Annotated in this window: 25 protein-coding genes; 12 read left to right on the forward strand and 13 right to left on the reverse strand. The window is 61.8% G+C overall.

Annotated elements, in window-relative coordinates:
• Positions 1 to 145 precede the first annotated feature (145 nt).
• Positions 146 to 1,048, forward strand: a complete 903-nt coding sequence (locus OO25_RS11330) for a fructose bisphosphate aldolase (RefSeq protein ID WP_040174041.1) — start codon at positions 146 to 148, stop codon at positions 1,046 to 1,048.
• Positions 1,049 to 1,178: 130 nt separating this feature from the next.
• Here the strand turns inward: OO25_RS11330 and OO25_RS11335 are convergent, their stop codons facing one another.
• Positions 1,179 to 1,964, reverse strand: a complete 786-nt coding sequence (locus tag OO25_RS11335; RefSeq protein ID WP_040180322.1) for a crotonase/enoyl-CoA hydratase family protein — start codon at positions 1,962 to 1,964, stop codon at positions 1,179 to 1,181.
• A gap of 139 nt (positions 1,965 to 2,103) precedes the next feature.
• Between OO25_RS11335 and OO25_RS11340 the strand changes: the two genes are divergently transcribed.
• Positions 2,104 to 3,213, forward strand: a complete 1,110-nt coding sequence (locus OO25_RS11340) for a pyridoxal phosphate-dependent aminotransferase (protein WP_040180180.1) — start codon at positions 2,104 to 2,106, stop codon at positions 3,211 to 3,213.
• 25 nt (positions 3,214 to 3,238) lie between these two features.
• On the opposite strand, the gene OO25_RS11345 is transcribed toward OO25_RS11340, so the two are convergent.
• Entirely contained in the window at positions 3,239 to 4,492 is a 1,254-nt protein-coding gene (locus OO25_RS11345) for an alanine--glyoxylate aminotransferase family protein (protein WP_052465662.1), read from the reverse strand.
• A 417-nt stretch (positions 4,493 to 4,909) separates the two neighbouring features.
• Between OO25_RS11345 and OO25_RS11350 the strand changes: the two genes are divergently transcribed.
• The 3 genes from OO25_RS11350 (at position 4,910) to OO25_RS11360 (ending at position 8,219) form a co-directional block, all read left to right on the forward strand.
• Positions 4,910 to 6,751: an ABC transporter ATP-binding protein gene (locus OO25_RS11350; protein ID WP_242407039.1), complete on the forward strand. Its 1,842-nt coding sequence runs from the start codon at positions 4,910 to 4,912 to the stop codon at positions 6,749 to 6,751.
• A gap of 56 nt (positions 6,752 to 6,807) precedes the next feature.
• Positions 6,808 to 7,548, forward strand: a complete 741-nt coding sequence (locus tag OO25_RS11355; RefSeq protein ID WP_040174036.1) for a folate-binding protein YgfZ — start codon at positions 6,808 to 6,810, stop codon at positions 7,546 to 7,548.
• 101 nt (positions 7,549 to 7,649) lie between these two features.
• Positions 7,650 to 8,219 carry a hypothetical protein gene (locus OO25_RS11360; protein WP_040180326.1) on the forward strand — a complete coding sequence of 190 codons (570 nt, stop codon included), beginning with the start codon at positions 7,650 to 7,652 and terminating at the stop codon, positions 8,217 to 8,219.
• An 88-nt stretch (positions 8,220 to 8,307) separates the two neighbouring features.
• On the opposite strand, the gene efp is transcribed toward OO25_RS11360, so the two are convergent.
• Complete coding sequence (gene efp / locus OO25_RS11365) at positions 8,308 to 8,871, reverse strand: elongation factor P (RefSeq protein WP_040174033.1); 564 nt, start codon at positions 8,869 to 8,871, stop codon at positions 8,308 to 8,310.
• 216 nt (positions 8,872 to 9,087) lie between these two features.
• Between efp and OO25_RS11370 the strand changes: the two genes are divergently transcribed.
• Together OO25_RS11370 and OO25_RS11375 are read left to right on the forward strand one after the other, a co-directional pair.
• The gene (locus OO25_RS11370; RefSeq protein ID WP_008207990.1) at positions 9,088 to 9,405 is read left to right on the forward strand and encodes a DUF6280 family protein; all 318 of its coding nucleotides are present in this window, start codon (positions 9,088 to 9,090) and stop codon (positions 9,403 to 9,405) included.
• A gap of 190 nt (positions 9,406 to 9,595) precedes the next feature.
• Positions 9,596 to 11,056, forward strand: a complete 1,461-nt coding sequence (locus tag OO25_RS11375) for a cobyric acid synthase (protein WP_040180182.1) — start codon at positions 9,596 to 9,598, stop codon at positions 11,054 to 11,056.
• A 48-nt stretch (positions 11,057 to 11,104) separates the two neighbouring features.
• On the opposite strand, the gene OO25_RS11380 is transcribed toward OO25_RS11375, so the two are convergent.
• The 5 genes from OO25_RS11380 to OO25_RS11400 form a co-directional block, all read right to left on the reverse strand.
• The gene (locus tag OO25_RS11380; protein WP_040180183.1) at positions 11,105 to 12,442 is read right to left on the reverse strand and encodes a hypothetical protein; all 1,338 of its coding nucleotides are present in this window, start codon (positions 12,440 to 12,442) and stop codon (positions 11,105 to 11,107) included.
• Positions 12,443 to 12,570: 128 nt separating this feature from the next.
• Complete coding sequence (locus OO25_RS11385; protein WP_040180328.1) at positions 12,571 to 13,989, reverse strand: TolC family outer membrane protein; 1,419 nt, start codon at positions 13,987 to 13,989, stop codon at positions 12,571 to 12,573.
• Positions 13,990 to 14,126: 137 nt separating this feature from the next.
• Complete coding sequence (locus OO25_RS11390) at positions 14,127 to 14,780, reverse strand: protein-L-isoaspartate O-methyltransferase (protein ID WP_040174026.1); 654 nt, start codon at positions 14,778 to 14,780, stop codon at positions 14,127 to 14,129.
• Between the two features lie 105 nt (positions 14,781 to 14,885).
• On the reverse strand, positions 14,886 to 15,401 hold the full coding sequence (locus OO25_RS11395) for an alkylphosphonate utilization protein (protein ID WP_040174118.1): 516 nt from the start codon (positions 15,399 to 15,401) through the stop codon (positions 14,886 to 14,888).
• A gap of 262 nt (positions 15,402 to 15,663) precedes the next feature.
• The gene (locus OO25_RS11400; RefSeq protein ID WP_040180184.1) at positions 15,664 to 15,981 is read right to left on the reverse strand and encodes a hypothetical protein; all 318 of its coding nucleotides are present in this window, start codon (positions 15,979 to 15,981) and stop codon (positions 15,664 to 15,666) included.
• Between the two features lie 243 nt (positions 15,982 to 16,224).
• On the opposite strand from OO25_RS11400, the gene OO25_RS22565 reads away from it, so the two are divergent.
• A complete protein-coding gene (locus tag OO25_RS22565; protein WP_072506443.1) occupies positions 16,225 to 16,374 on the forward strand; it encodes an entericidin A/B family lipoprotein in 150 nt (49 codons plus the stop codon).
• A gap of 342 nt (positions 16,375 to 16,716) precedes the next feature.
• Here the strand turns inward: OO25_RS22565 and lepA are convergent, their stop codons facing one another.
• Positions 16,717 to 18,531 carry a translation elongation factor 4 gene (gene lepA / locus OO25_RS11410; RefSeq protein ID WP_040174020.1) on the reverse strand — a complete coding sequence of 605 codons (1,815 nt, stop codon included), beginning with the start codon at positions 18,529 to 18,531 and terminating at the stop codon, positions 16,717 to 16,719.
• Between lepA and OO25_RS22220 the strand changes: the two genes are divergently transcribed.
• The 4 genes from OO25_RS22220 to OO25_RS11430 all read left to right on the forward strand — a co-directional run bounded on the left by OO25_RS22220 (position 18,478) and on the right by OO25_RS11430 (position 22,038).
• Positions 18,478 to 20,019, forward strand: a complete 1,542-nt coding sequence (locus tag OO25_RS22220; RefSeq protein ID WP_139044778.1) for a hypothetical protein — start codon at positions 18,478 to 18,480, stop codon at positions 20,017 to 20,019. The genes lepA and OO25_RS22220 overlap by 54 nt on opposite strands.
• Positions 20,020 to 20,215: 196 nt before the next feature.
• On the forward strand, positions 20,216 to 20,398 hold the full coding sequence (locus OO25_RS11420; protein ID WP_040174017.1) for a hypothetical protein: 183 nt from the start codon (positions 20,216 to 20,218) through the stop codon (positions 20,396 to 20,398).
• 192 nt (positions 20,399 to 20,590) lie between these two features.
• Positions 20,591 to 20,902: a hypothetical protein gene (locus tag OO25_RS11425; protein WP_014875319.1), complete on the forward strand. Its 312-nt coding sequence runs from the start codon at positions 20,591 to 20,593 to the stop codon at positions 20,900 to 20,902.
• Positions 20,903 to 21,072: 170 nt separating this feature from the next.
• The gene (locus tag OO25_RS11430) at positions 21,073 to 22,038 is read left to right on the forward strand and encodes a LysR family transcriptional regulator (protein WP_040174015.1); all 966 of its coding nucleotides are present in this window, start codon (positions 21,073 to 21,075) and stop codon (positions 22,036 to 22,038) included.
• 3 nt (positions 22,039 to 22,041) lie between these two features.
• On the opposite strand, the gene OO25_RS11435 is transcribed toward OO25_RS11430, so the two are convergent.
• The 4 genes from OO25_RS11435 to rpmB all read right to left on the reverse strand — a co-directional run bounded on the left by OO25_RS11435 (position 22,042) and on the right by rpmB (position 24,012).
• Positions 22,042 to 22,497 carry a low molecular weight protein-tyrosine-phosphatase gene (locus OO25_RS11435; protein WP_040180186.1) on the reverse strand — a complete coding sequence of 152 codons (456 nt, stop codon included), beginning with the start codon at positions 22,495 to 22,497 and terminating at the stop codon, positions 22,042 to 22,044.
• Between the two features lie 160 nt (positions 22,498 to 22,657).
• A complete protein-coding gene (locus OO25_RS11440) occupies positions 22,658 to 23,128 on the reverse strand; it encodes a copper chaperone PCu(A)C (protein ID WP_040180187.1) in 471 nt (156 codons plus the stop codon).
• A 53-nt stretch (positions 23,129 to 23,181) separates the two neighbouring features.
• Positions 23,182 to 23,538 (reverse strand): DUF2946 family protein, encoded by a 357-nt coding sequence (locus OO25_RS11445; RefSeq protein ID WP_040180188.1) that lies wholly within the window; start codon positions 23,536 to 23,538, stop codon positions 23,182 to 23,184.
• Between the two features lie 183 nt (positions 23,539 to 23,721).
• Positions 23,722 to 24,012, reverse strand: a complete 291-nt coding sequence (rpmB, locus tag OO25_RS11450; RefSeq protein ID WP_024096446.1) for a 50S ribosomal protein L28 — start codon at positions 24,010 to 24,012, stop codon at positions 23,722 to 23,724.
• Positions 24,013 to 24,096 lie beyond the last annotated feature (84 nt).

Genomic DNA, 24,096 nt, shown 5'->3' on the forward strand with positions numbered 1-24,096 from the left:
TTTTCTTGCCCAGGCGTCTTTCTTGCCCAGGCGTCATGTTAGCGACGGCGTTAGCGCAACCACCTGATGCTAATAGTTGTTTCCTGCCGCAGGCGCGGTATAGACGGTGCAAGACAGACAATCCCTTTTCGTGGAGACCCGACCTATGGCGCAAGAAACTTCGACCCAGACCGCACAGCTTGATCGTATCGCAAACGGCAAGGGCTTCATTGCGGCGCTCGATCAGTCCGGCGGCTCCACCCCGAAGGCTCTGGCGCTCTATGGTGTGACCGAAGACGCCTATGCCAATGACGACGAGATGTTCGGTGAGATCCAGAAGATGCGCGCCCGCATCATCACCGCGCCCGATTTCAACAGCGACAAGATCCTCGGCGCGATCCTGTTTGAAAAGACCATGGATGCGGCCATCGACGGCACTCCGGTGCCTGCCTACCTCTGGAACACTTGCGGTGTTGTGCCCTTCCTCAAAGTGGACAAAGGTCTCGCGGATGAGGCGGACGACGCCCAGACCATGAAACCGATGCCTGATCTTGATGCGCTGCTGTCGCGCGCGGTGAAGGCCGGGATTTTCGGCACCAAGATGCGCTCCGTCATCAAGGGCGCCAATGCCACCGGCATCAAGAATGTCGTGGGTCAGCAGTTCATCATCGGCCGCCAGATTGCCGCTGCCGGCCTGCTGCCGATCATCGAACCGGAGGTGGACATCCACTCCGCCACCAAAGCCGAAGCTGAAGCGCTGCTGAAAGACGCGATTCTGGCCGAGTTGAACGCCCTACCCGCCGAGACCAAAGTGGCGCTGAAGCTGACCATCCCGACCGAGGCCGGTCTTTATGACGATCTGGCAGCCCACGCCAATGTGGTGCGCGTCGTGGCCCTGTCCGGCGGTTACACCACCGATGACGCCTGCGAGAAGCTGTCCCAGAACAAGACCATGATCGCCTCCTTCAGCCGCGCCCTGACCGAAGGTCTGAACGTGGCCATGAGCGATGAGGACTATAACGCGGCGCTTGGCTCCAACATCGACAAGATCTACCGCGCCTCGATCTGACGCGCGCGCCCCTGACGAGGCAAGACACTAAGAAAAGAGCCGCGCCGGTCAGATCCAGGCGCGGCTCTTTTTCGTTTCAGCACGGGTTCGTTTCAGTACGGGTTCATTTCGGACCTGGCTGACGCCGGGCTCAATCGAATTTAGGCGCGCGTTTCTGCATCTGGGCGGCGACCACCTCCATCTGCTCGGGCTTGCCGATCAGACCAACCTGAACGCGGGATTCCTCCAGCAGCACCTCGGCGCTGTCGGTGCTGGCCTCGGCCGTCTCGATCAGCGCTTTCGCCGCGCGGATGGCGGCCGGGCTTTGGCCTGCAATCACGGTCGCCAGCTCATGGGCGCGGGCGACGGGATCTTCGGCCAGTTCCGTAACCAGCCCCCAGTCCAGCGCCTGCGGCGCCGAGACCTTCTCCGCCGTATAGGTCAGCCGGCGCAGCACATCCGACCGCAACAGCTGCGGCAAGAGCACCATGCCCCCCATGTCGGGAACAATACCCCATTTCATCTCCATGACCGAAAACCGCGCATCCGGCGCGGCAATGCGGATATCGGCCCCCAGCGCCAGTTGTAGCCCGCCGCCAAAGGCAACGCCATTGATCGCCGCAATCACCGGCATTGGCAGCCGCCGCCAGACCATCGCCACCTGTTGCACCTGATTGGCATCACCGTGAGAGCGGCTCATCAGCCACTCTTCGGGGTTTTGCAGCCCCATCTGGGCAAAGCTCATCAGATCCAGGCCGGCGCAGAACGCCTTGCCCTCGCCCGAGAGCACAACCACCCGCGCCTTGCTGTTCATCAAGCATTCACCGGCGGCGATGATCTCTTCGATCATCTGGCTGTCCAGCGCGTTCATCTTGTCGCCACGGGTCAATGTCACCCGTGCGATGTGGTCTTCGATCTCTACCGATACCCGTGCCATGTCGGCCCCCTCTTTCTCGGACATTCTCTTGGCCGCAGACTGCCCCGGATCCCCGGCCCGCGCCAGCGTAACGCCGGGGCAAAGCGGCAGGCTGTGACCTGCGCTTGCCCGAGAGGGTCCGATCACGTTATCTGCCCCCATGACACAGCCACGCTACACCCCGCTCGCCCAATCCCTCCCCGCTTCGGTTCCCTTTGTCGGGCCGGAAACCCAGGAACGCCAGCGCGGCGCGGTGTTCAAGGCACGGCTGGGCGCAAATGAGAATATCTTTGGCCCCTCGCCAAAGGCGATTGCGGCGATGCAGGCTTCGCTCACGGAGATCTGGAAATACGGCGACGCCGAAAGCCACGACCTGCGCGCGGCATTGGCCGCCCACCACAGCGTTGCGCCTGAGAATATCATGATTGGCGAGGGCATTGACGGGTTGCTCGGCTATCTGGTGCGGCTGCTGATTGGCGAGGGCGATGCGGTGGTCACCTCGCTTGGCGCCTATCCAACATTCAATTACCATGTCGCGGGCTTTGGCGGCGTATTGCATACCGTCCCGTACAAGGGCGACCACGAAGACCCCGCCGCGCTCTTTGCCAGGGCGGCAGATGTGGGTGCGAAGCTGGTCTATCTGGCCAATCCCGACAACCCGATGGGCAGCTGGCATAGCGGCGCCGATCTGCTGGCGGCGATGGATACCTTGCCAAAGGGCTGCCTGCTGCTCTTGGACGAGGCCTATATCGACTGCGCGCCGGAGGGCACTGCCCTGCCCATCGACATCAATGATCCGCGCGTGATCCGAACCCGAACGTTTTCCAAGGCCTATGGCATGGCCGGTGCGCGGGTGGGCTATGTGCTGGCAGAGGCGGAACTGATCGCCGCCTTCAACAAAGTGCGCAACCATTTCGGCATGAACCGCACTGCCCAGATTGGCGCGCTGGCGGCCCTGCAGGATCAGCACTGGCTGGCAGAGGTTCTGGACCGCATCAGCACCGCCCGCGACCGGATTGGCGAAATTGCCCGCGCCAATGGGCTGACGCCGCTGCCCTCAGCCACCAATTTTGTGGCCATCGACTGCGGCAGAGATGGCGCGTTTGCCAAATCGGTGCTGGACGGTCTGGTGGATCAGGGCGTGTTTGTGCGGATGCCCTTTGCCCCGCCGCAAAACCGCTGCATCCGCGTGAGCTGCGGGCCGGAGGATCAGCTCGACGCCTTCGCCCGCGCACTGCCTATCGCGCTGGCGCGGGCGCGCAGCGGCTGAGGCCGCGCGCAAGGGCTGCTGCGGATCACCCGCAGCAGCTCAGACCTGAGGGCGCGCTGGTTTCTGTGCTGCCAGCCCCGGCGATCACCGATGCTGCGGCCTCCAGCGCGCCGGATCCATGCGGGATCTCCAGCGCTTTCAGCCCGGCATCAACGCCGCCCAGTAGCCCCATGATCATCTGACCATTCACATGGCCCATATGACCCAGGCGCAGGAAGCCGTGCCACTCTGGGCTGTTCGGCGGCGCCATGCCAAGGCCGATGCCCAGCGTCAGCCCCAGGGTCTGCTCCACCCACGCGCGCAGGCGGGTGGCGTGATCGCCGCCCAGATGCAGGGAGGTCACCGCATTGGAGCGCAAGGCAACGTCCTGCACATTCATCCGCAGCGGACCATCCGCGCCCCAAGCGCCACAGGCCGCCCAGATCGCGCGCGCCAGATGATGATGCCGCGCCCAGACGGTCTCCATCCCCTCCCCGTGGATCAGATCCAGCGCGGCCCGCAGACCATAGAGATGATGTGTCGGCGCGGTGCCGCCAAAATACTGGTAGAATTCTTCCGGATTGGCGCGTGGCTCCCAATCCCAATAGCGGCTGACTCGCGGCAGGCGGGCGCGGGCCTCGGCGGCCTTGGGGCTGAAGAACACAAACCCCATGCCCGCAGGCACCATCAGCCCCTTCTGGCAGGCGGAAACCATCACATCGACGCCCCAGGCGTCCATCTCAAACCGGTCACAGCCGAGCGAGGCAATGCAATCTGCCATCAACAGCGCGGGGTGATCGCAGGCCTCCAGGGCCGCGCGCAGCGCCGCCACATCATTGCGGATGGAGCTGGAGGTATCGACATGCACTGCCAGAACCGCCTTGATCCGATGCGCGGTATCTGCGGCCAGATGGCTGGCGATCCGATCCATATCCCAGGGCGCGCCGGTGCCGAAATCCAGCAGCTCAACCTCGATCCCCAGCGCCTCTGCCATTTCGGACCAGCCGATGGCAAAGCGCCCGGAGGAGGCCACCAGCACCGTGTCGCCGGGTTTCAGCGTGTTCTGCAACGCCGCCTCCCAGGCACCGTGACCATTGGAAATATAGATCGCCACATGATGATCGGTGCGCGCAACCCGGCGCAGATCGGGGATCAGCGTCGCGGTCATCTCCACCAGTTCTCCGGCATAGATATTCGGCGACGGGCGGTGCATCGCCTGCAACACCGCATCCGGAATGACCGACGGTCCGGGGATCGCCAGATATCCGCGCCCCGCGGCAAGGGAAACACCCGCTGTCATGCTGCACTCCTGTCCTGCAAACGGTCTGATTGCGGCGACTGTGGCCTGCGGGGTCACAGGCTGCAAGCCCTTGCGCTGCCGTGCAAATAAATTTGACGTAGCGATGTCATGATCCCGGTCGGCGCCGCGCCTGCAACGGGTGACAGCCGCGCCAATGCTTGCACCTTTCCCCTCAGCTGCTTAAATGGCGCAGGTCTGACGCAGATGTCAGCGCCAGAAAAACCACAGCGGTTGGACCCCTTGCCCCAGACTGACCCCAAGACCCCCTCGCCCGCAGCGCCGGATACGGCCCCCGCCACGGACGCGTCCACGGAGGCGGCATCGCCGACGCAGACCACAGCTCCCGCGACGGATCAGACCGTGGCAAAGCCCCCCGTCACAGGGGAGCCCCCGGCCATCAAGAGCAAGCCCGAGCACATGTCCTCGCGCGAGTTGCTCGGCTGGCTCTGGCGGGGCTATCTGCGCCACTACATGGGGCTATTGGGTCTGGCGATCCTGTTCATGCTGATTGAGGGCGGCACCGTTGGTGGCCTCAGCTACATGATGCAGCCGATGTTTGATCTGGTGTTTGTCGCGGGCAATACCAATGCGCTGTTCTGGGTCAGCCTGGCGTTTCTGATCATTTTTACCATGCGGGGGCTGTCCAGCGTCTGCCAAAAGGTGATCCTGAGCAAGATTTCCCAGACCTCTGCGGCGCATATGCGCAAGGATATGCTGGCGCGGCTAATCCGACAGGATCCCTCGTTTCATCAGGTGAACCCGCCCGGGTTTCTGATCCAGCGGGTGCAAAGCGATGTAATGGCGATCAATTCGGTCTGGCAGGCGCTGATCACCGGGGCGGGCCGCGATGTCACCCAGATGGTTGCCGTGCTGGCAGTGGCGATCAGCGTGGACTGGCGCTGGACCGCGATCATGCTGGTTGGCTTGCCGATGCTGCTGTTGCCGCTGGCCGCCGTGCAACGCTACGTGCGGCGCAAGGCCTCGCAGGCACGGGATCTGGGCGCCTCGCTCTCCACCCGGCTGGATGAGATTTTTCACGGCATCGTACCGATCAAACTGAACAATCTTGAGGACTACCAGACCGACCGGTTTGGCGGCCATATGGATCAGTTTGTCCGCTCCGAGGTGCGCGCGTCCTTTGGCGTGGCGTCCACCACTGGCATGATCGATATCATGGCCGGGTTGGGCGTAATGGGCGTGGTGCTTTACGGCGGCGCGGAAATCATCGAGGGCAAGAAAACCGTTGGTGAGTTCATGAGCTTCTTCACCGCCATCGGTCTGGCCTTTGATCCGATGCGCCGTCTGGCGTCGATCAGCGGCACCTGGCAGGCCGCCGCCGCCGCGATGGAGCGCATCAAGGAGTTGATGGACTCGCCCATCAAACTGGTATCGCCGGAAAACCCCGTCGCCCCCCCCAAGGGCCTGCCAGAAGTGGCGCTGACAGATGTGACCCTGCGCTATGGCGACTCCGATGTGCTGCGCCAACTGTCGCTGGTGGCAGAGGCAGGCAAAACCACCGCCCTGGTCGGCGCCTCGGGTGCGGGCAAATCGACCATCTTCAACTTGCTGACCCGGCTGGTGGACCCGCAGGAGGGATCCGTCACCGTGGGCGGCGTTGCTGTGCGGGATCTCGATCTGGATGACCTGCGCGGGTTGTTTTCCGTGGTCACACAGGAGGCGCTGCTGTTCGACGAAACCCTGCGCGAGAACATCCTTCTGGGGCGCACCGATGTGAGTGATGCGCAGCTTGAGGAGGTATTGAAAGCCTCCCATGTGGCGGATTTCCTGCCGAAGCTGGCCAATGGGCTGGATACGCTGGTGGGGCCGCGTGGCTCAGCCCTGTCTGGGGGACAGCGCCAGCGGGTGGTGATTGCCCGCGCGCTGCTGCGGGACACGCCGATCCTGCTGCTGGACGAGGCGACTTCGGCCCTGGATGCGCAATCTGAAAAGGTGGTGCAACAGGCGCTGGAGAAACTCTCCGGCGGGCGCACCACATTGGTCATCGCGCACCGGCTGTCGACCATCCGCAATGCCGATAAAATCGTGGTGATGGAACGCGGTCATGTGATGGACCATGGCACCCATGAGGAGTTGTTGGAACGCGGCGGCATCTATGCGGATCTCTACCGGTTGCAATTTCAGGACGGCAAGACACTGGTCGACCGCGAAGGCGTGGCCGCACAGGCACCGAAACAAGTCCGCGATGGCGGTGACCAACCCCGCTGGTTCCAGAAACTGGCCCGCCGCATGTTCGGCTAGGCCTTGCCCACCCCGCGACCTACATTGCCTCTCATGATCCTTCAGGAGCCTGACCTATGAGCAACCGCCGCATCCTGCGCCTTTCCGGTGCCGAGACCCGTGACTTCCTGCAGGGGCTGATCACCAATGATGTCGCCAAGGTCGATCAGGGGCTGGTCTATGCCGCCCTGCTGACGCCACAGGGCAAATATCTGGCGGATTTCTTTGTCGCTGCGGATGGCGAAGATCTGCTGCTGGATGTGGACGAGAGCCTGGCCGCCAGTCTGGCCAAACGGCTGACCATGTACCGGCTGCGCGCCAAGATCACCATTGAGGAAACCGATCTGGCCGTGTGCCGGGGCACCGGACCTGCGCCTGAGGGCGCGCTGGCGGATCCGCGACACCCGGATCTCGGCTGGCGGCTTTATGGCGCGGAGGCGGGCGACGATGGCAGCAACTGGGACGCGATCCGCGTCGCCCATTGCATCCCCGAAACCGGCATTGAGCTGGGATCGGACAGCTACATCTTGGAGGCTGGGTTTGAACGGCTGAACGGCGTCGATTTCCGCAAAGGCTGCTATGTCGGCCAGGAGGTCACCGCCCGGATGAAGCACAAGACCACCCTGCGCAAGGGGCTGGCCACGGTCACGGTTGCGGGCGCGGCCCCCATCGGCACCGAGATCCGGCGCGCCGATAAACCCGTCGGCACGCTGTTCACGCAGGCCGGAAATCAGGCCATCGCCTATCTGCGATTCGACCGCGCCGGTGACGACATGTGTGCGCAGGACGCGCGGATCGACTGGCAGGCTAAGACCTGAGGCAATTCTGTGGCCGCACCCGCAGCTTGTGACGCGACGTCACAGCAGGGTTGATCCGCCGCTCGGCTATGTCTGAGGCATCATTTTTCGAGGAATTGCCAATGCGCCTGCTCCCCTGTCTTGCCCTCAGCTTGCTGCCCCTGCCCGCCCTTGCGACGGATTATTGGGAGTATCAGGACTGGTCTGTCGCCGCTGAAATTCGGGTCACGGAACAGCATGACTGGCGCGATTGCAAGGCCTGGACCGGCGGCGACGGGTTGCCGCTGCTACGGCTTTCGGTGACCCAAGGCGATGTCGGCCCGCCGGAAACCTACCCACAGCTGGAACTGTTTGAGAGCGCCGCCCGCCACTACCCGACGCAGGTGCAGAACGGTCAGGCGATTGGTTTTATCATCGACCGAGAAGCAGTGTTCTACGGTATCGCAAACGGCGAAATCAACGAGGAAGGCCTTGCTGAGGCGCGCGCGCAGATCCGCTGGATGGACGCGCTGAACAGCATTCTGTGGATGCAGAACGGTCAGCGGATGGAGGTGCGCACGGTGGTGCCCTATGCCGCTGGCGAGATGGTTCTGGACGCATCTCTGGCCGGATTTACTGCCGCCTACGGCAAGATGATGGATGAATGCGGCCACAGTCTGGAGCTGCGCAAGCTGGAGATAGACTACAACTGAGCGCTTGACTATTTTCACATGTAGCGAAAAACCCCCGCAGCGAGGCTGCGGGGGTTTTCTGTTTCGCGGATCTGTTGGCGCTAACTGCTTATGCGCGTTCAGAATATTCCATGGTCTCGGTATTGACGATGATCATCTCGTCCTGACCGACGAAGGGCGGCACCATGACCTTCACGCCATTATCAAGGATCGCCGGCTTGAAAGAGTTGGCGGCGGTCTGCCCTTTGACGACCGGCTCGGTCTCGACGATCTTGCAGGTGACTTTCTGCGGCACGGTGGCGTTCAGCGCCTCGTCGTCGTGGAATTCAACAACGATGGTCATGCCATCCTGCAGAAACGGACGGCGGTCGCCCAAGAGCTCTGCGGGCAGTTCGATCTGCTCGTAGGTTTCAGCATCCATGAACACCAGCATGCCGTCACTCTCATAGAGGAACTGCTGATCTTTCTGCTCCAGACGAACCTTCTCGACCTTGTCAGCGCTGCGGAAACGCTCGTTCAGTTTGGAGCCGTTGCGCAGGTTGCGCATCTCGACCTGGGCGAAGGCGCCGCCTTTGCCGGGCTTGACGTGATCGACTTTGACAGCGGCCCACAGACCGCCATTGTGCTCGAGAACATTGCCGGGGCGGATCTCGTTACCGTTGATTTTGGGCATGACAAAAATCCCTCTCGGGTGGTTGATGAACTGTTAACCGCTCCTATATCTGGCAGGGAGTCGGCTGGCAAGACAACGATATGTCGTGTGACGGACCGGAGAGCTATGCAAATTGCGCATAAAAGATATGCGTTTGCAGGCTATCCGAATCGTCACAATTCCGCCATAAGGAGCGCCACGCCGAAATTGCAATAGCAAGAACAAAAAGGAAGCACGATGCGAGATTTCGTTGACGGCACCGCATATAATAACGAGCAAGGCAACCGGGCCCGCAAGCTGTTTGCCGCGGTTGTACTGGCGGCACTTGATGATGCGATTGCCGATGACAAGAAATATGGGAATGGCCCCGAGCAGATCGCTCGGTGGGCACGGTCGCGCGACGGGCGCGAAGTGCTGAGCTGTGCAGGCATCGACCCGAACGAACGCGTGGTCGGCGGCCTGATGGAATTTGTGGGCCGGGGTGTCCGCACCTCTGTTGCACTGTCGCGCGAAGAGAGCGAACGCCGCAACGCGGCACAGGCCGAGGCGGCCTGATCAGACCTGCCAGTCTGAAAGACTATATATGACTGTCGAAGAAAAGCGCGTCCTGGGGGGCGCGTTTTTTCTTTTTGTGGTGGCGGTTTCAACGCGGAATAGGCCGCTCTGCGGTCTTTTCAGGACGGGAAAAATCCGCCATGGCTGACAGGTGAGAGATCACACCATCAAAAGCACGAGAGAGGCCGCCATGACAGCACGGGCGATCATGATCCAAGGCACCGGCAGCAATGTCGGCAAATCAATGATCGTTGCAGGGCTGGCGCGCGCCTTTGTGCGCCGGGGCCTGTCAGTGGCCCCGTTCAAGCCGCAGAACATGTCCAACAATGCCGCTGTGACGCCTGAAGGCGGCGAGATTGGTCGCGCACAGGCGCTGCAGGCCCGCGCGGCCATGCGCCCGCCCCACACCGATATGAACCCGGTGCTGCTGAAGCCGGAGACGGAGACCGGCGCGCAGGTGATTGTCCAGGGCAAACGCCGGGGCACACAGGCGGCCGGATCCTTCATGCGCGACAAGACCGGCCTGCTGGAGGCGGCACTGGACAGCTTTCACCGGCTGGCGGCGGATGTGGATCTGGTCCTGATCGAAGGTGCGGGCTCCCCCGCTGAGACCAACCTGCGCAAGAACGACATCGCCAATATGGGGTTTGCCTGCGCGGCGGAGGTGCCAGTGGTGCTGGTGGGTGATATCCACCGTGGCGGTGTGATTGCGCAGATTGTCGGCACCCACACGGTGCTGGACCCGCAGGATCTGGCGCGCATCAAGGGTTTTGCCGTCAACCGGTTTCGCGGGGATCGCAGCCTGTTCGATGCCGGTCGCGATGATATCGCAGCGCGCACCGGCTGGCCCTCAATGGGGGTAATCCCGTGGTTCTGGGATGCGTGGAAACTGCCGGCTGAGGATATGATGGACATCGCCTCCCGCCCCGGTGGCGCCTGCAAGATCGTGGTGCCGCAGCTGGAGCGGATGGCCAATTTCGACGACCTCGACCCGCTGGCAGCGGAACCCAATGTTACGGTGGAAATCGTGCCTGCGGGCCGCGCCCTGCCCGGTGATGCGGATTTGGTTCTGATCCCCGGCAGCAAATCCACCATTGGCGATCTGACCTATTTGCGGGCGCAGGGCTGGGACATTGATATCCTCGCCCACCACCGTCGGGGGGGCCATGTCATGGGGCTTTGTGGTGGCTATCAGATGCTGGGGCAGACTGTTGATGACCCGGACGGCGTGGATGGCCATCGGGGCAAGGTTGACGGTCTGGGACTGCTGAATGTGCATACCGTCATGGCCGGTGAAAAGCGGGTGACATTGACCGAGGCGGTGACCTGCGATGGCAACTTGCCTGTGAGCGGCTATGAAATCCACATGGGGCGCACTGATGGGACGGATTGCGCCCGTGCTTGGCTGGAGATTGATGGCCGTCTGGAAGGTGCCGTCTCCCCCGATGGGCGGGTGCGCGGTTCGTATCTGCACGGGCTGTTCAGTTCGGATGCGTTTCGGGCGTCCGTGCTCTCCGGTCTCGGCCATGAGAGTGTCGCGGGCTATGACGACGGGGTTGAGGCCACGCTGGACGCGCTGGCAGATCACCTTGAGGATTGTATGGATCTGGATGCGCTCTTGGCGCTGGCAGAACCGGTGCGCAGCGCCTAAGCGCGCCATCTGCATCGTCTCAGATCCGTCACCCCCGAGGTGGCAACCTCAGAGCAGGTTCTGGGCCGAGAGAGCGCGGTGGATTTCGCGGCGCACCAGCTTGCGGACATTGCGGGTGATCCGCTCACCCAGAGCGCCCTGCAGCTCCTCGCGCACGATTTCCGAAACCAGCTCACGCAGCGCGTGCTCATCCAGAAAGCTCTCATCGGAGCCAAGAGTGTCCAGCGCCTCAAGTGCGGTTTCGGTGACTGACGTCTCCAGCAGATCGCGGTCAACCTCGTCGGCGGTGGATGCGGCTGGCGCTGCTGGGATGTCGGTGCGTGTGTTCTCCTCAACCGCGGTATCGGCGGCGGGCACCTCGGCCTGCGAAGCCTCAGACTGCGTGTCCTCCCCCTCGGATCGGATGACCACATCCGCAACGCTCTGGGTCTGATCGACGGGTTCTGTCTGGCCCTGTGCATCCGTGTCGCTGTCCTGATCATCCCAGGCGAGTGTTTCCAGATCACTGCCGGCGTAGGGCGTGTCGCGGGTTCCGTCGGGTTCCCACAGGACCGGGCGGGCCGTATTGGCTGCTTCCATCTCCGCCAGTTTCTGCACCACCGCGCCGACCTTCGGGTTCAGTTGCGCGGCGGGTTTTGCCGGGGCCGCTGGCGGAATGGGTTCCTCAGCCTGCGTCTCCTCCTCGTGGTCCGTGCTGGCGGCGGCCTGATAGAGCGTGGCGGCAGGATCAGTCCAAGGCGCCTCAGTGTTGAGCGCCCCCTCAGCCTGCGCTGTTGGCGTGCCGGGCATATCTGCGGCGAGCGCCGCATCTTGGGTCTCGTCGGCGGCCTCGTCGGCCGCTGTAGCGGCGGTGATCCCGTTGAAAAAGGCCAGATCCTCATTGCCGGGATCATTGTCATGCAAGGCGATCCCCTGCGCAATGCGATCTTCCGGTTCATCCCAGAATTCAATGGCATCGGCTGCTAGCAACGCCTCAAACCTGTCTTTTCCGGAGAGAGCGGCCAGCGATCCGGGCGCGACGTCGGCAATCTCTTCCGACACGTGATCATTCTCGGCGGAGGCCGAGGTGGCAATGTCCGCTGCGGGGGGGGGCGAAGGTGTAGGGGCGACGGGGGTCAGCTTGCTTTCGGGGACGCGCAGCGCCGGTGTCAGAACCAGACGGGTGACCGGCTGGCTGCTGCCATTTGTGGCGCCATTTGCGGGTCCCGGCGCGCCGACGCCCTGCTCCCCAGATGCTGCCGGGACGGGCTTGGCGATCTGCGCAGCCAATGCCGCCTCTGCCCCCTTGCCAACCGAGGAGCCAGCGGCGCGGCTGTCCTCGCTCACCAGACGGCGGATCGATGACAGGACGTCTTCAATTTCAGCTTGGGTAACCGGTTCGGACATTTTTGCTTATCACTCTCGCCTCTTGCGATTGAGTGTAGCGACCTGTCCCGGTCCAGACAACCGTGTGAATCAGGTGGTTTTTAGGGAGGCCCACACTGGCGGGCCTCCAATTGGTGGTCAACCGGACCTCAGTTCTTGCCCAGGGCGCGCATGACCCGGTCCAGATCCTTGCTGCGCTGGCTGACATGGGCCGGAGCATCCTTCACCAGATTGTAGTACAGCGTCGGATCGTAGATTTCTACAGCCAGACCAAGGTGTTCCGCGGTCAGCAGCCCCTGCGCCTGCAACAGCGCATAGGCTGCAAGCGCCTGATTGGCGCGCGACTGGACACGGGCGGTCTGGGCGTTCAGCAGCTCTTGCTCTGCCTCAAGAACATCAAGCGTGGTGCGGGCGCCCAGCGTGGCCTCCTCACGGATACCATCAAAGGCGACGCGCGCGGCGCGGACCTGTTCGTTGGAGGAGACAAGGCTGGCGCGCGCGGCCTCCAGCTCCACAAAGGCCTCGGAGACGTCCTGCACTACACTGCGTTGCGTGGTAATCAAGGCGCCGCGTTCAGCCTGAAGACGGGCAATGCTGGCCCGACGCGCGGAGGCCAGAGAGCCACCGGAATACAACCGCTGCGACAACGTTATGCTTGCCCCCGACGTGTCCCGAGTGCCCGGCCCGCTGGCGTCAGATGCATGAGTTGCATTGGCCCGCAACGTCACCGATGGCCCGAGATTGCGGCTGTTGCTCTGTGAGGCATAGTCCGCGGCCTTCACCGCATGTTGCTGCGACAGAAGGCTGGGGTGATTGCGCATAGCGATGGATTCTGCGGATTGCAGCGAGGCCACACGTTGCGGCAGCGGTGGCTGGCCAGCGATTGAACCAGGTGCACTGCCGACGGCCTGCACGTAGGTGGCCCGCGCATTGCGCAGATCACCCTGGCTCTCGATCAGGCTGGCCTGCGCTCCTGCGACCCGGCTCTGGGCCAGTGCCACGTCGGTACGCGTGACCTCGCCAACCTCAAACCGGTCATTCGCGGCGCGCAGTTCCTCGCGCAGCAGACGCAGGTTATTGCTGCGTAGTGCGACGGTTTCTTGCTGCAACAACACATTGACATAAGCCTGAACAGCAGCAAACAGAACCTGCTGTTCGATATCCAGCAAGGCCTGACGGGTGGCCAGTACGGTTTCCTGTGCCGCCAGTTGGCTCAGCCGCGACACACCGTTGTCAAACAGCAACCAGGAGACATCAACCCCAGTCGATATTGTCGAGTCGTGGTTCGAGTTTGCGAATGTCCCGTTACCGTTGCGGGTATACTGACGCTCGATCCGCGCGACCCAGTCCACGACCGGGCGCAATCGGGCAACTGCAGCGGCAACATTTTCGTCCTGCGCGCGCAGCAGGGCACGGTTCTGTTCCAAAAGGCCGCTGGTCTTGTAGGCCCCGATCATCGCATCGGAGAGATTGTCGGCGGCGGCCTGTTTCGGGGCGCCGAGCAGCAATGCTGCGCTTCCGGCGAAAACGAAGGCCTTGAACAGGTTTGCCGTCAGTTTATTGCGCATCTTCAGCCTCATGTGGTCCGGCCCACCGACGTGGTAGTGCCGTTCTGCTCTCTGGCGCTGCGGGGTGTCAGACGCCTGTCTGTTGCAATCCGCGCCAATCGAGAACAGCGCGGACCGAATGTGAACGCTCTGCAGATTCAGAGAGCGAATTCCTGTGCGGATTCAAAACCGGGCAACACCGGAGCGCCGGCATTAAACGCCAGTCGCCAGGAAATCAGGTCGCCGCTCTTGTAGCCGACTTTGACCTCTCCCAAAGCGCCGGACATGAAGATCGCGGCCACACGACCGCCATCTTTCAGCTGGTCCAGCAACGCCTCCGGCACGGTTTCCACGCCGCCTTCAACGATCATCACGTCATAGGGGCCATGTTCCGCAGCGCCAGCATCCAGCGGCCCGGTATGGACGATTGCATTGTCTGCACCAACCGCTGAGAGCTGATCCTGTGCCTCAGAAGCCATGCTTTCATCCTCTTCGACGCCGATCACCATCTGGGCCACCCGGGCAATAACCGCCGTGGAATAGCCCAGCCCGCAGGCCACATCGAGCACCAGCTCATCGGGCTGCACGTCAATCGCGTCAAGGATCTTCGCCAAGGTGCGCGGCTCAAGCAGCACGCGACCGGGGCCGATATCGAGATTGCCATCGGCATAAGCCGCCTCGCGCTGCGCAGCCGCCACAAAGGCCTCGCGCGGCACCGCCAGCATGGCTTCGATGATCGGAAATTTGGTGACATCCGACGGGCGGATCTGCGTGTCGACCATCATGCGGCGACGTTCGGCAAAGTCAGTCATATGCTAAACTCATCTGTTCAGTCAGTTGATCCGGTTGTGCCACATCCGGGACAGGGCGGCAACGGGCGGGCGCGCATTTCTGCGGCCCTGTGGCGACTGGGTCGCCTATTTCTTCTTCACAAATTTGGTGAGGATGACGATGCGCTGCCCGTCAACCCGGCCTTCGATATGCTCGGAGTTGTCAGCGACCAGAGAGATATTGCGCACAGCCGTGCCGCGCTTGGCGGTAAAGCCTGCGCCTTTCACTGGCAGATCCTTGATCAGCACCACGGAATCGCCCTGCGCCAACGGCGCGCCGTTGCTGTCACGATGGGCACTGCTTGCCGGCGCGGCCTCAACCCAGGTGCGGATCTCATCCTCCAGCCAGAGCTGCTCGGCCAGGTCACGCGCCCAGTCGTGATCCGCCAGCCGCGCCAGCAGCCGGGCCGCCAGCACCTGAACCGCGGGCGTCTCAGACCACATCGCCGATGACAGGCCGCGCATATGATTGGGATCAAGATCTCCAGCCACCTGTTCGGCGCAGAGATGGCAGAGCGCAACCTCCGGGGACTGGCCCTCAGGCGCACCTGTCACCTCATAAGGGACAAGCGGGGATTCGGCGGCACACAGGGCGCAGGACATCGGCATAGCTCCATCGTAAAAGTCAGAACACGTGCCCTTGCTGTAGGTGAGCGAACCTGCAATGAAAACCGGCAAAAATAGAAAAGCGCCCGCGTGGAGGCGCGGGCGAGTTGGGGGTCAGCACGGAGACCAGCTGCGGCCCTTAGGGAGATGGATCAGTGTAAGAGGCGATTCCGCCGGAATATCATCGCGAGATGACTACGGCTCGATTGAGGGTGCAGGCACCGATGAGAGGCACCGGGCCGGCCTCCCCTGCCAGGCCTTAGCGTGCCTCCCCGGCACAGGAAGCGCAGAAAGGGGTGGCGGGATGCTCACTCAGATGGCTGTCGCTGATGCGATCGCCGCAGATCTGGCAATAGCCATAGGACCCCTCATCGAGACGGGCCAGTGCGCAGTCGATATCGCGGCGCAGCTCCAGCCACTTGCGGCTAAGCACGGCCTCGGACGGCTGCGCCATGGCCGGGCTTGTGCGACGGGGCGCCAGCGGCACCACAGAGGCCTCAGCAGTGATCGGCGCGCCAACGGCTGGCAGGCCCTTGCGCAAATGTGTCAGTATGTCCTTTTGAGCGGCGTGGTTCATTCAGAGGTCCTCCCCGGATCGGTGACAGGTTTTGCTGACGAAATTCTATCGGCCCGACTCAACCTATGCGGTTTCACCCCAAAGTAGTACTCGCTGGATATGGGGGATCGGGTCAGTGTCGGCGATGGGGTCCAGCGCGATGGCGGTCGTGAAAATGCCGCCGATATATCGCCCCGCAAACCACTGGAACGGCTCAGTCCGCCTTGCTATCTGTTGGGCAAGATCGACCACGGGAGATATGAGATGATCCGAACCGCCCTCACCACCCTTGCCCTGACCGGCGCGCTGTTTGGCCTGACCGCCTGCGAAACCACCAAAGGCGCAGGCCGCGACATTTCCAAAGCCGGCCAAGCGATCAGCGGCGCCGCACAGGACGTGCAGAACAGCCTCTGACCTTGTTACGGTTGTGGGGAAGAGAGGAACCGTCTGGCCCGAGGGGCTGGGCGGTTTTTTTGTTATTTGGCGATTTCTGGCGGGCCAGAGTGAAAAATGCGGTGGGCAGCGCCCTCCCCCATTTGCCAAAGACAAACATGTGGTTTGACGGGGCATGGCGCGCTGCCCGGTCTGGCAACAGGGCGGGGCATGAGAACGGGCAACAACGAAAAAAACGGGGCCGTGGCCCCGTTTTGCATGCGTTTGAAGATGTTGTGTTGTCACCGCGTCATTGCCGGGGTGCGGGCACGCAATCGGCTTTGCCAAGTGCTTTCGCCCGCGCCGCCCCCAAAATGGTCAGCTTTAGCTGTCCATTTTGAGGGCGGAAATGAACGCCTCTTGCGGGATGTCGACCTTGCCGAACTGGCGCATCTTCTTCTTACCGGCTTTCTGCTTGTCCAGCAGTTTGCGCTTCCGGGTGGCGTCGCCGCCGTAGCATTTGGCGGTCACATCTTTGCGCAGGGCGGAGAGGGTTTCGCGGGCGATCACCTTGCCACCGATGGCGGCCTGGATCGGGATCTTGAACATGTGGCGCGGAATCAGGTCCTTGAGCTTTTCGCACATGGCGCGGCCGCGCATCTCCGCCCGGTCGCGGTGCACCATCATCGATAGCGCATCCACCGGCTCGTCGTTGACCAGCACCGACATCTTCACCAGCGCGTCCTCACGGTAGCCGGTCATCTGATAGTCGAAGGAGGCATAGCCCTTGGTCACCGATTTCAGACGGTCGTAAAAGTCAAACACCACCTCGTTCAGCGGCAGGTCATAGACCACCATGGCGCGGGAGCCGGCGTAGGTCAGGTCTTCCTGAATGCCACGACGGTCCTGGCAGAGCTTCAGCACATCGCCTAGATACTCATCCGGCACCAGAATGGTCGCCTTGATGCGGGGTTCCTGAATGTGATCGACCTTCGACATGTCGGGCATATCGGCGGGGTTGTGCAGGTCGATCATCTCGCCCGCCTCGCCATCCTTGCCCTTCATATAGACGTGATAGACCACGGAGGGCGCGGTGGTGATCAGTTCGATGTTATATTCGCGCTCAATCCGGTCGCGGATCACCTCAAGATGCAAAAGGCCGAGGAAGCCGCAGCGGAAGCCAAAGCCAAGTGCGGCGGAGGTTTCCATCTCGAAGCTGAACGACGCGTCATTCAACGCCAGCTTGTCGATGGCGTCGCGCAGATCTTCGAATTCAGCTGAATCGACCGGGAACAAGCCGCAGAACACCACGGGCTGCGCAGGTTTGAAGCCCGGCAGCGCCACCTCGGTGCCGTTGCGGTCATTGGTGATGGTGTCGCCGACGCGGGTGTCGCGCACCTGCTTGATCGAGGCAGTGAGAAAGCCGATTTCGCCCGGTGCCAGCTCATCCACCACCTGCATCGCAGGGCGGAACACACCGATACGGTCCACATGGTGCAGGGTGTTGTTCGACATGAACTTCACCCGCATGCCCTTTTTCAGCACGCCGTCCATGATCCGCACCAGAACGATCACGCCGAGGTAGGCATCATACCAGCTGTCCACCAGCATCGCCTTCAGCGGTGCGTCGCGGGTGCCGGTGGGCGCCGGGAGCTGCTGGACGATGGCTTCGAGCGTATCGCGGATACCCTGCCCGGTTTTGGCGGAGACCTGAATCGCCTCAGAGGCGTCGATGCCGATGACATCCTCGATCTGTTCGGCGACGCGGTCACAGTCGGAGGCCGGCAGGTCGATCTTGTTCAGGACGGGCACGATCTCATGGTCGGCGTCCAGCGCGTGGTAGACATTGGCCAGCGTCTGCGCTTCCACCCCTTGCGAGCTGTCGACCACCAAGAGCGAGCCTTCGACCGCGCGCATGGAGCGGGAGACCTCATAGGCGAAATCGACGTGACCGGGGGTGTCGATCAGGTTGAGCACATAGGTCTCGCCATCATCGGCTTTATAGTCGATGCGGACGGTGTTGGCCTTGATGGTGATGCCCCGCTCGCGCTCGATATCCATGGAGTCGAGCAGCTGCTCCTTCATATCGCGGTCCTCAACCGTTCCGGTCTCCTGAATGAGCCGGTCAGCGAGGGTGGATTTGCCATGGTCGATATGGGCGACGATGGAGAAATTGCGGATGTGAGCGAGGTCTGTCATGCAAGGGGATATGATTTGGTTTTAGGGTTTGGTCAAGATTGGATGATTGCCCAAGGGAACATTATGCTGCCAGATAACATTCAAGAATTTTTAGACTGTGAAATGCCTACCCAAGATGCATCGCTTATCCGACTGCTAGGATGGCGGATGGCCATGCGTGTATGGCCAAGAATCTTTTCTGCTTCCGCAAACGACGTTGACAGACTACGTATCGAAGATTTTCGACTACAGGCCACACGAGCAGCACTTCTGGCGACATACAATGCCTACCGCTCCATTGGGGAGCACAAGACCAAGCGTGGGTTTCGCGCCCGATTACCTGAACGCGAGCTTGAAACTATAGACAGCTCATACAGGTCAATACTCTTAAGTTGCACCCAGTTCGCGAAGTCGAGAGGACGACGCCAACCAGCTCTGGCGAGATTGGAAGACATCTTAGATTCCGTATCCGCATTCGTCGAAGATGATGAACTTCTAATATTTCTACGTGCCGAGGAAATACTAGTTCGCGACGGGATCGCTGAGGACATGCCTCCGACATCCAACCTTACTCCTATGTTCACTGGCTCAAAAGACGGATGGGAAATCCTGCGTAACATGGCACAGGCCCCCAATTCTCCGTGGGTTTTCTGGCGCGAATGGTACCAAGGTTTCCTGGATGGCAAACCGCTCGACTGGGAACTCCAGCGCCGCATTGCGTTGATCAACGGTGCGATCTGGGACGCAGGCCCCGAAGCTGTCGCTGCCGAGATTGATCGAATCCAAGCAGAATGGCTCGCCGAACAGCTCCCTCAGTCCGATCAAGTCAGCTTTGACAGCGCAACAGGCCTATTCTTTACCCAGCAAGTGCCGCTCGACGCAGTCACCCTGGTTGAAACCACACTAAAGCAAGTCGAGTTTGCCCGATCCGTCGTCGCCAAGAGTAACTGCGGCTTTAACAGCAACTCAACTGCTTGGATGTACATTGAGTTTACGCTGGAAAGCTGCCGTGGCGACGCCAATGCAATAGAACAAAATCTCGAAATCGCGCTTCAGGATATCATTGGGGGACTAAAGGACAGCACTTACCAGCCAGACGGCAAGCTGACGGCACTAGAGCAGGTGCTGGACAGGGCCGTGACCGATCTCCGCGCCCATCATCCGGAGGTCGCGGAAGCGTGGGAGGCACGTGTCAAACACAAGCTCAAATTAGCAAAGTCCAGCCAAAAACAACTGATTGTTGAGAGGGCAACGGAATTGATTTCCGTGAGCCATGATCAGCTCGGCACTGAACTAGAACTCGATGCGAAGACAATTTCAACGACCGTTGGCGAAGTTCAAAGCGGTGCTATCAGGCGCTTCTTTGGACGCGTTGCCCAGATGCGTATTGTAATCCGCAGCGGCGAAGTAGTTAAGCGCATTGACGCAAGCAGCGGATACAAGGGCACAAGAATTGTACAGACGCTCCAGAGCCTGATCGACCTCATTGTCGGGGCCTGGTCAGGGTAAAGAAGTCTTTGCCCAACCTCCCCAAAACTATTCCACCCGGCCCCAAGCTCAGGCGCGCGCCTCAGCGCATCCTCGCCAAAACACCGCAAATTCACCCGGCCTCCTGCGGGAGGGCTAAAAATGCGCTATACTGCGGCCATTCCGCGAGACGCGCGCCCCCGCTGCGGGGGATCCCACTGCTCAGGAGGATATTGATATGGATGCGATCAGGAGTGCTGAATATGCCCGTGCGCTTTACTCGGCGCATGGCGACAAGGCTGTGGCCGAAGTGGCGCAGAAAATGCGGCGCTGTCAGGAGGTTGGCAAAACCGCCGAGGCGGAGGATTGGAAGTCCGTGCGTCAGATGCTCCTGTCCCTGCGTGGGCCAAACCAGTCCTGACCGGAGGGGTGCTGGCCCTGTCAGCGCCCCTGCTCCAAAAACTGGGATACCCCCATTGGCGGGTTTCCGCCGAGGCTCAACCCCCTGTTTACCTAGATTGAAAGCCCCCGCCGCTTGCGGCATAGTCCCGGCAAGCGCGGGCGACAGACCCGCTCAAATCAGAGCACTTGCAGATTTCTAGGGACAATGAAGATGAAGCTACTGCTGACCGCCACGCTATGCGCCGTGATGATCACCGGGGTGATGCCTGCCCCCGCCGGAGCCGGCGCGATCGAGAAAGCCTGCCGCCAGTCGGACCGCACCGCCGCCTCACCCTCGCTGTGTCGCTGCATCCAGTCGGTGGCCAACGCCAGCCTCAACCGCAGCGAGCGAAAGACCGTCTCCAAATGGTTCAGCGATCCGCATCAGGCCCAGGTGGTGCGCCAATCGAGCCGCAGCTCGGATGAACGGCTGTGGAAGCGGTACAAATCCTTTGGCGAGAATGCCGCACGCGTTTGCAGCTGATCCGGCGTGGCAGGGTTGCTGCAGCTGCGCCCCTCCCCCCCCTCTGCCCGGATGAAATCGCATAAGACACCAACGCGGACCGCAGCTGAGTAGACGGTCCGCATCGCCCCTCCCCTTTCCCATAGACGGGACGCAGACCCGCGCCCGCAACATCAAGCAGGACCGCAGATATGTTGATGAAAGGGGTGACGCTGCGCGGGCTTGAAGTGTTCGAAGCGCTGGCAAAAACCGGATCCGTGGCGCAGACCGCCGCGCTCACCGGGTTGAGCCAGCCTGCGGTCAGCCAGCAGCTGCGCAATCTGGAAAGCGCGCTGGGGGCGGAGCTGGTCAACCATGGCCGCCGCCCGATGGTGCTGACGCCTGCCGGGCGCAATTTTCTGGCCAGAACCGAGGCGGTGCTGACGGAACTGCGGCTGGCACAGAGCGAATTGAGCGTGGTTGACCTCAACCACCTGTCGACGCTGTCCATCGGACTGATCGACGATTTCGACAATGATCTGACCCCGCGCCTGGCGACCACTCTGGCCGAAAGCCTGGTCAATTGCCGCTTCAAGATGATCACCGCCTCCAGCCACGACATTCTGGACGCGCTGGACGCGCGCGAGCTGCATATCGCGGTGGCGGCCACCTCTGGTGCCCTGCGCGAGGGGATCACCGAATACCCGCTGGTGCAGGATCCCTTCATGCTGGTGGCGCCACGCGGGATGCTGCGCAAGCCAGAGGCGGAACAGGATATCCTCAACGCGTTGCCGTTCCTGCGCTACGAGGGCAGCCAGTTGATCTCGCAGCAGATCGAGGCGCATCTGGCGCGGCAGAAACTGCTGTTTGAAGAACGGTTTGAGATCGGCTCCCACCTGTCGCTGATGGCGCTGGTAGCGCGTCGGATTGGCTGGGCGATCACCACGCCGCTGGGCTATATGCGGGCAGCGCGGTTCCATGATGAGATTGAGGCTTTCCCACTGCCCTTTGGCGCGTTTTCGCGGCGGATTTCGCTGTTTTCCAGTGCTGACTGGGCCGACCGGGTGCCGCGCGACGTGGCGCAGACTATGCGGCGGTTGGTGCAGGGGCATATGATTGATCCTGCCGTGCAGCGCCTGCCCTGGCTGGCTGGCGATCTGAAAGTGCTGGAAGACTAAGACCTAGCCCGCATCGCTGTTGCGCAGCGCCTTGGTCAACCCAGCGGCGGCCCCCTCAATCAGATCAAGACAGCCCTCAAAATCGCGGGTGTAATAGGGATCGGGGACGTGATCAGCGCCCTGCCCCGGCGCGTAATCGGTGAACAGCTGCACCGGCGTGGTATTGCCCACGGGGCGCTGCGCCTCGATGTCTGCCAGATTGTCGCCGTCCATCGCGATGATCAGATCAAACCGGGTGAAATCCTGCGGCGCGAACTGACGTGCGCGCAGGTCGGAAAGGTCAATCCCGCGCGCGCTGGCGGCGGCCTGCATCGGCCCATAGGGCGGTGACCCCACGTGGTAGCTGGCAGTGCCAGCGCTGTCGGTGTCCACCTCCGGGCACAAGGCGCGAAACACGCCCTCAGCAGCGGGCGAGCGGCAGATATTGCCAAGACAGACAAAGAGGATCTTTTGCACCATTCTCATCGCCCTCGAAGATTGCACCGCCACCGGGCACCAATTGCGAGTTCTATCGTAGCGCGGCTGCGGCAAAAGAAAATGGCCAACCCATGCGGCAGAGCGCGGATTGGCCATAGTGTGTTTGATCAGGTGTCAGATCAGACCCTGATGCACGGGTCGATCAGTGCGAGTGTTTCATCGCGCCGTGATCGGGCTTGCGCTCCAGATCAACGGGGACGGTCACAGTGACTTCTCCGGCCTTCTCAAATACCAGCGTCAGGTCGATGGCGTCGCCATGCTCCAGCGACTTGGTCAACCCCATCAGCATCACATGGTCACCGCCCCGCTGCAGCATATGGGTGTCGCCTGCGGGAATGGCAAAGCCCTCCTCGACGTGCAGCATCTGCATGACGCCGTTTTCGCCTTCCTTGTGGGTGTGCAGCTGCACCAGCTTTGCGGCATCGCTGCGCGCGTCGATCAGCCGGTCATCGCTGTCGGTGGCGTTTTCGATCATCATGAAGGCAGCGCCGCTCTTGGCCGCTTTGGAGGAGACGCGGGCGTAGGAATCCGTCACGGTGACGTCAGCGGCGAGCCCCGCAGTGGCAAAGCTGAGTGCGGCGAAGGTGGCGGCGATCGTGGTCTTGAAGGTCATGGTCTTTGATCCTTGATACGTAGACTTTGGAATTTGGGTCAGAAACAGCGCGGTCATACCGCGCGGGAACGTCCCAATTCCGGCGGCCCACGAGCAAAGGCCGCCAACCGCATCACAGGCCGGATCTCAGCGCGCTGCGACATGTCTCGCGGCAGTTTTTGCGGCAGGGTGCTGTGCCCAAAGACCGCCAGGGGCAGGCCCAGATCCGCAACAAAAGTCAGACACTCAGGGCAGTCCATCGGCGGCGACACCGGCTGCCCATCGCTGTCGATATAGACCATCACCGGGCCAGTGCCGGTGCAGATCACCATCTGACCGGTCGCATCACGCATCCCCGCCTGAGCGCTGACGCCGGTGAGAGCCATCAGCACGATCAGGGCAAGCGCCAGATATGATCGCAGAAAGGTCATGTCGGGATGAGATATGCGCCTGTGACCGCGCCGCCGCAAGGCGAAAAAGCGACGCAGGCAAAGGCACATGCAACAGGCCGACCCCGGCCTCAACGGCCGCATCGGCAAAAGAAAACGCCGCGCATGATCTCATGCACGGCGTTTAAAATCTCTGTCCCGGCCCTTAGGTGGGGAGGTCGGCGATCAGGCCTCTGCGGCTTGTGCCTTGGCGATCTCTTTCTTGACCTTCAGCGCGGTGTTGGACAGCTCTTCGTCCTTGGCTTTGGCCAGGAAGGCGTCCAGACCACCACGGTGGTCGACGGTGCGCAGAGCAGCAGCGGAGATGCGCAGCTTGATGCCACGGTTCAGCGTCTCGGACTGCAGCGTAACGTCGTTCAGGTTCGGCAGAAAGCGACGCTTGGTTTTGTTGTTGGCGTGGCTGACATTGTTGCCAGTCATCGGGCCTTTTCCGGTCAGTTCGCAACGGCGCGACATAGGTTCATCCTTCGTATCTGGGGCGCCCGTTGATCAAGTTTCGAATCGAGCACCAAATTACAAGGGGCGCGGCCATTGGCTGCG

This window comes from Phaeobacter sp. S60 (assembly GCF_000826845.1).
GTDB classification, from domain to species: Bacteria; Pseudomonadota; Alphaproteobacteria; order Rhodobacterales; family Rhodobacteraceae; genus Phaeobacter; species Phaeobacter piscinae.

Bases quoted from the DNA above. Each gene is read 5' to 3' on its own strand.
- OO25_RS11330 (WP_040174041.1), top strand. From the start codon at position 146: ATGGCGCAAGAAACTTCGACCCAGACCGCACAGCTTGATCGTATCGCA.
- OO25_RS11335 (WP_040180322.1), bottom strand. From the start codon at position 1,964: ATGGCACGGGTATCGGTAGAGATCGAAGACCACATCGCACGGGTGACA.
- OO25_RS11340 (WP_040180180.1), top strand. From the start codon at position 2,104: ATGACACAGCCACGCTACACCCCGCTCGCCCAATCCCTCCCCGCTTCG.
- OO25_RS11345 (WP_052465662.1), bottom strand. From the start codon at position 4,492: ATGACAGCGGGTGTTTCCCTTGCCGCGGGGCGCGGATATCTGGCGATC.
- OO25_RS11350 (WP_242407039.1), top strand. From the start codon at position 4,910: ATGTCCTCGCGCGAGTTGCTCGGCTGGCTCTGGCGGGGCTATCTGCGC.
- OO25_RS11355 (WP_040174036.1), top strand. From the start codon at position 6,808: ATGAGCAACCGCCGCATCCTGCGCCTTTCCGGTGCCGAGACCCGTGAC.
- OO25_RS11360 (WP_040180326.1), top strand. From the start codon at position 7,650: ATGCGCCTGCTCCCCTGTCTTGCCCTCAGCTTGCTGCCCCTGCCCGCC.
- efp (WP_040174033.1), bottom strand. From the start codon at position 8,871: ATGCCCAAAATCAACGGTAACGAGATCCGCCCCGGCAATGTTCTCGAG.
- OO25_RS11370 (WP_008207990.1), top strand. From the start codon at position 9,088: ATGCGAGATTTCGTTGACGGCACCGCATATAATAACGAGCAAGGCAAC.
- OO25_RS11375 (WP_040180182.1), top strand. From the start codon at position 9,596: ATGACAGCACGGGCGATCATGATCCAAGGCACCGGCAGCAATGTCGGC.
- OO25_RS11380 (WP_040180183.1), bottom strand. From the start codon at position 12,442: ATGTCCGAACCGGTTACCCAAGCTGAAATTGAAGACGTCCTGTCATCG.
- OO25_RS11385 (WP_040180328.1), bottom strand. From the start codon at position 13,989: ATGCGCAATAAACTGACGGCAAACCTGTTCAAGGCCTTCGTTTTCGCC.
- OO25_RS11390 (WP_040174026.1), bottom strand. From the start codon at position 14,780: ATGACTGACTTTGCCGAACGTCGCCGCATGATGGTCGACACGCAGATC.
- OO25_RS11395 (WP_040174118.1), bottom strand. From the start codon at position 15,401: ATGTCCTGCGCCCTGTGTGCCGCCGAATCCCCGCTTGTCCCTTATGAG.
- OO25_RS11400 (WP_040180184.1), bottom strand. From the start codon at position 15,981: ATGAACCACGCCGCTCAAAAGGACATACTGACACATTTGCGCAAGGGC.
- OO25_RS22565 (WP_072506443.1), top strand. From the start codon at position 16,225: ATGATCCGAACCGCCCTCACCACCCTTGCCCTGACCGGCGCGCTGTTT.
- OO25_RS22220 (WP_139044778.1), top strand. From the start codon at position 18,478: ATGGTCGATATGGGCGACGATGGAGAAATTGCGGATGTGAGCGAGGTC.
- lepA (WP_040174020.1), bottom strand. From the start codon at position 18,531: ATGACAGACCTCGCTCACATCCGCAATTTCTCCATCGTCGCCCATATC.
- OO25_RS11420 (WP_040174017.1), top strand. From the start codon at position 20,216: ATGGATGCGATCAGGAGTGCTGAATATGCCCGTGCGCTTTACTCGGCG.
- OO25_RS11425 (WP_014875319.1), top strand. From the start codon at position 20,591: ATGAAGCTACTGCTGACCGCCACGCTATGCGCCGTGATGATCACCGGG.
- OO25_RS11430 (WP_040174015.1), top strand. From the start codon at position 21,073: ATGTTGATGAAAGGGGTGACGCTGCGCGGGCTTGAAGTGTTCGAAGCG.
- OO25_RS11435 (WP_040180186.1), bottom strand. From the start codon at position 22,497: ATGGTGCAAAAGATCCTCTTTGTCTGTCTTGGCAATATCTGCCGCTCG.
- OO25_RS11440 (WP_040180187.1), bottom strand. From the start codon at position 23,128: ATGACCTTCAAGACCACGATCGCCGCCACCTTCGCCGCACTCAGCTTT.
- OO25_RS11445 (WP_040180188.1), bottom strand. From the start codon at position 23,538: ATGACCTTTCTGCGATCATATCTGGCGCTTGCCCTGATCGTGCTGATG.
- rpmB (WP_024096446.1), bottom strand. From the start codon at position 24,012: ATGTCGCGCCGTTGCGAACTGACCGGAAAAGGCCCGATGACTGGCAAC.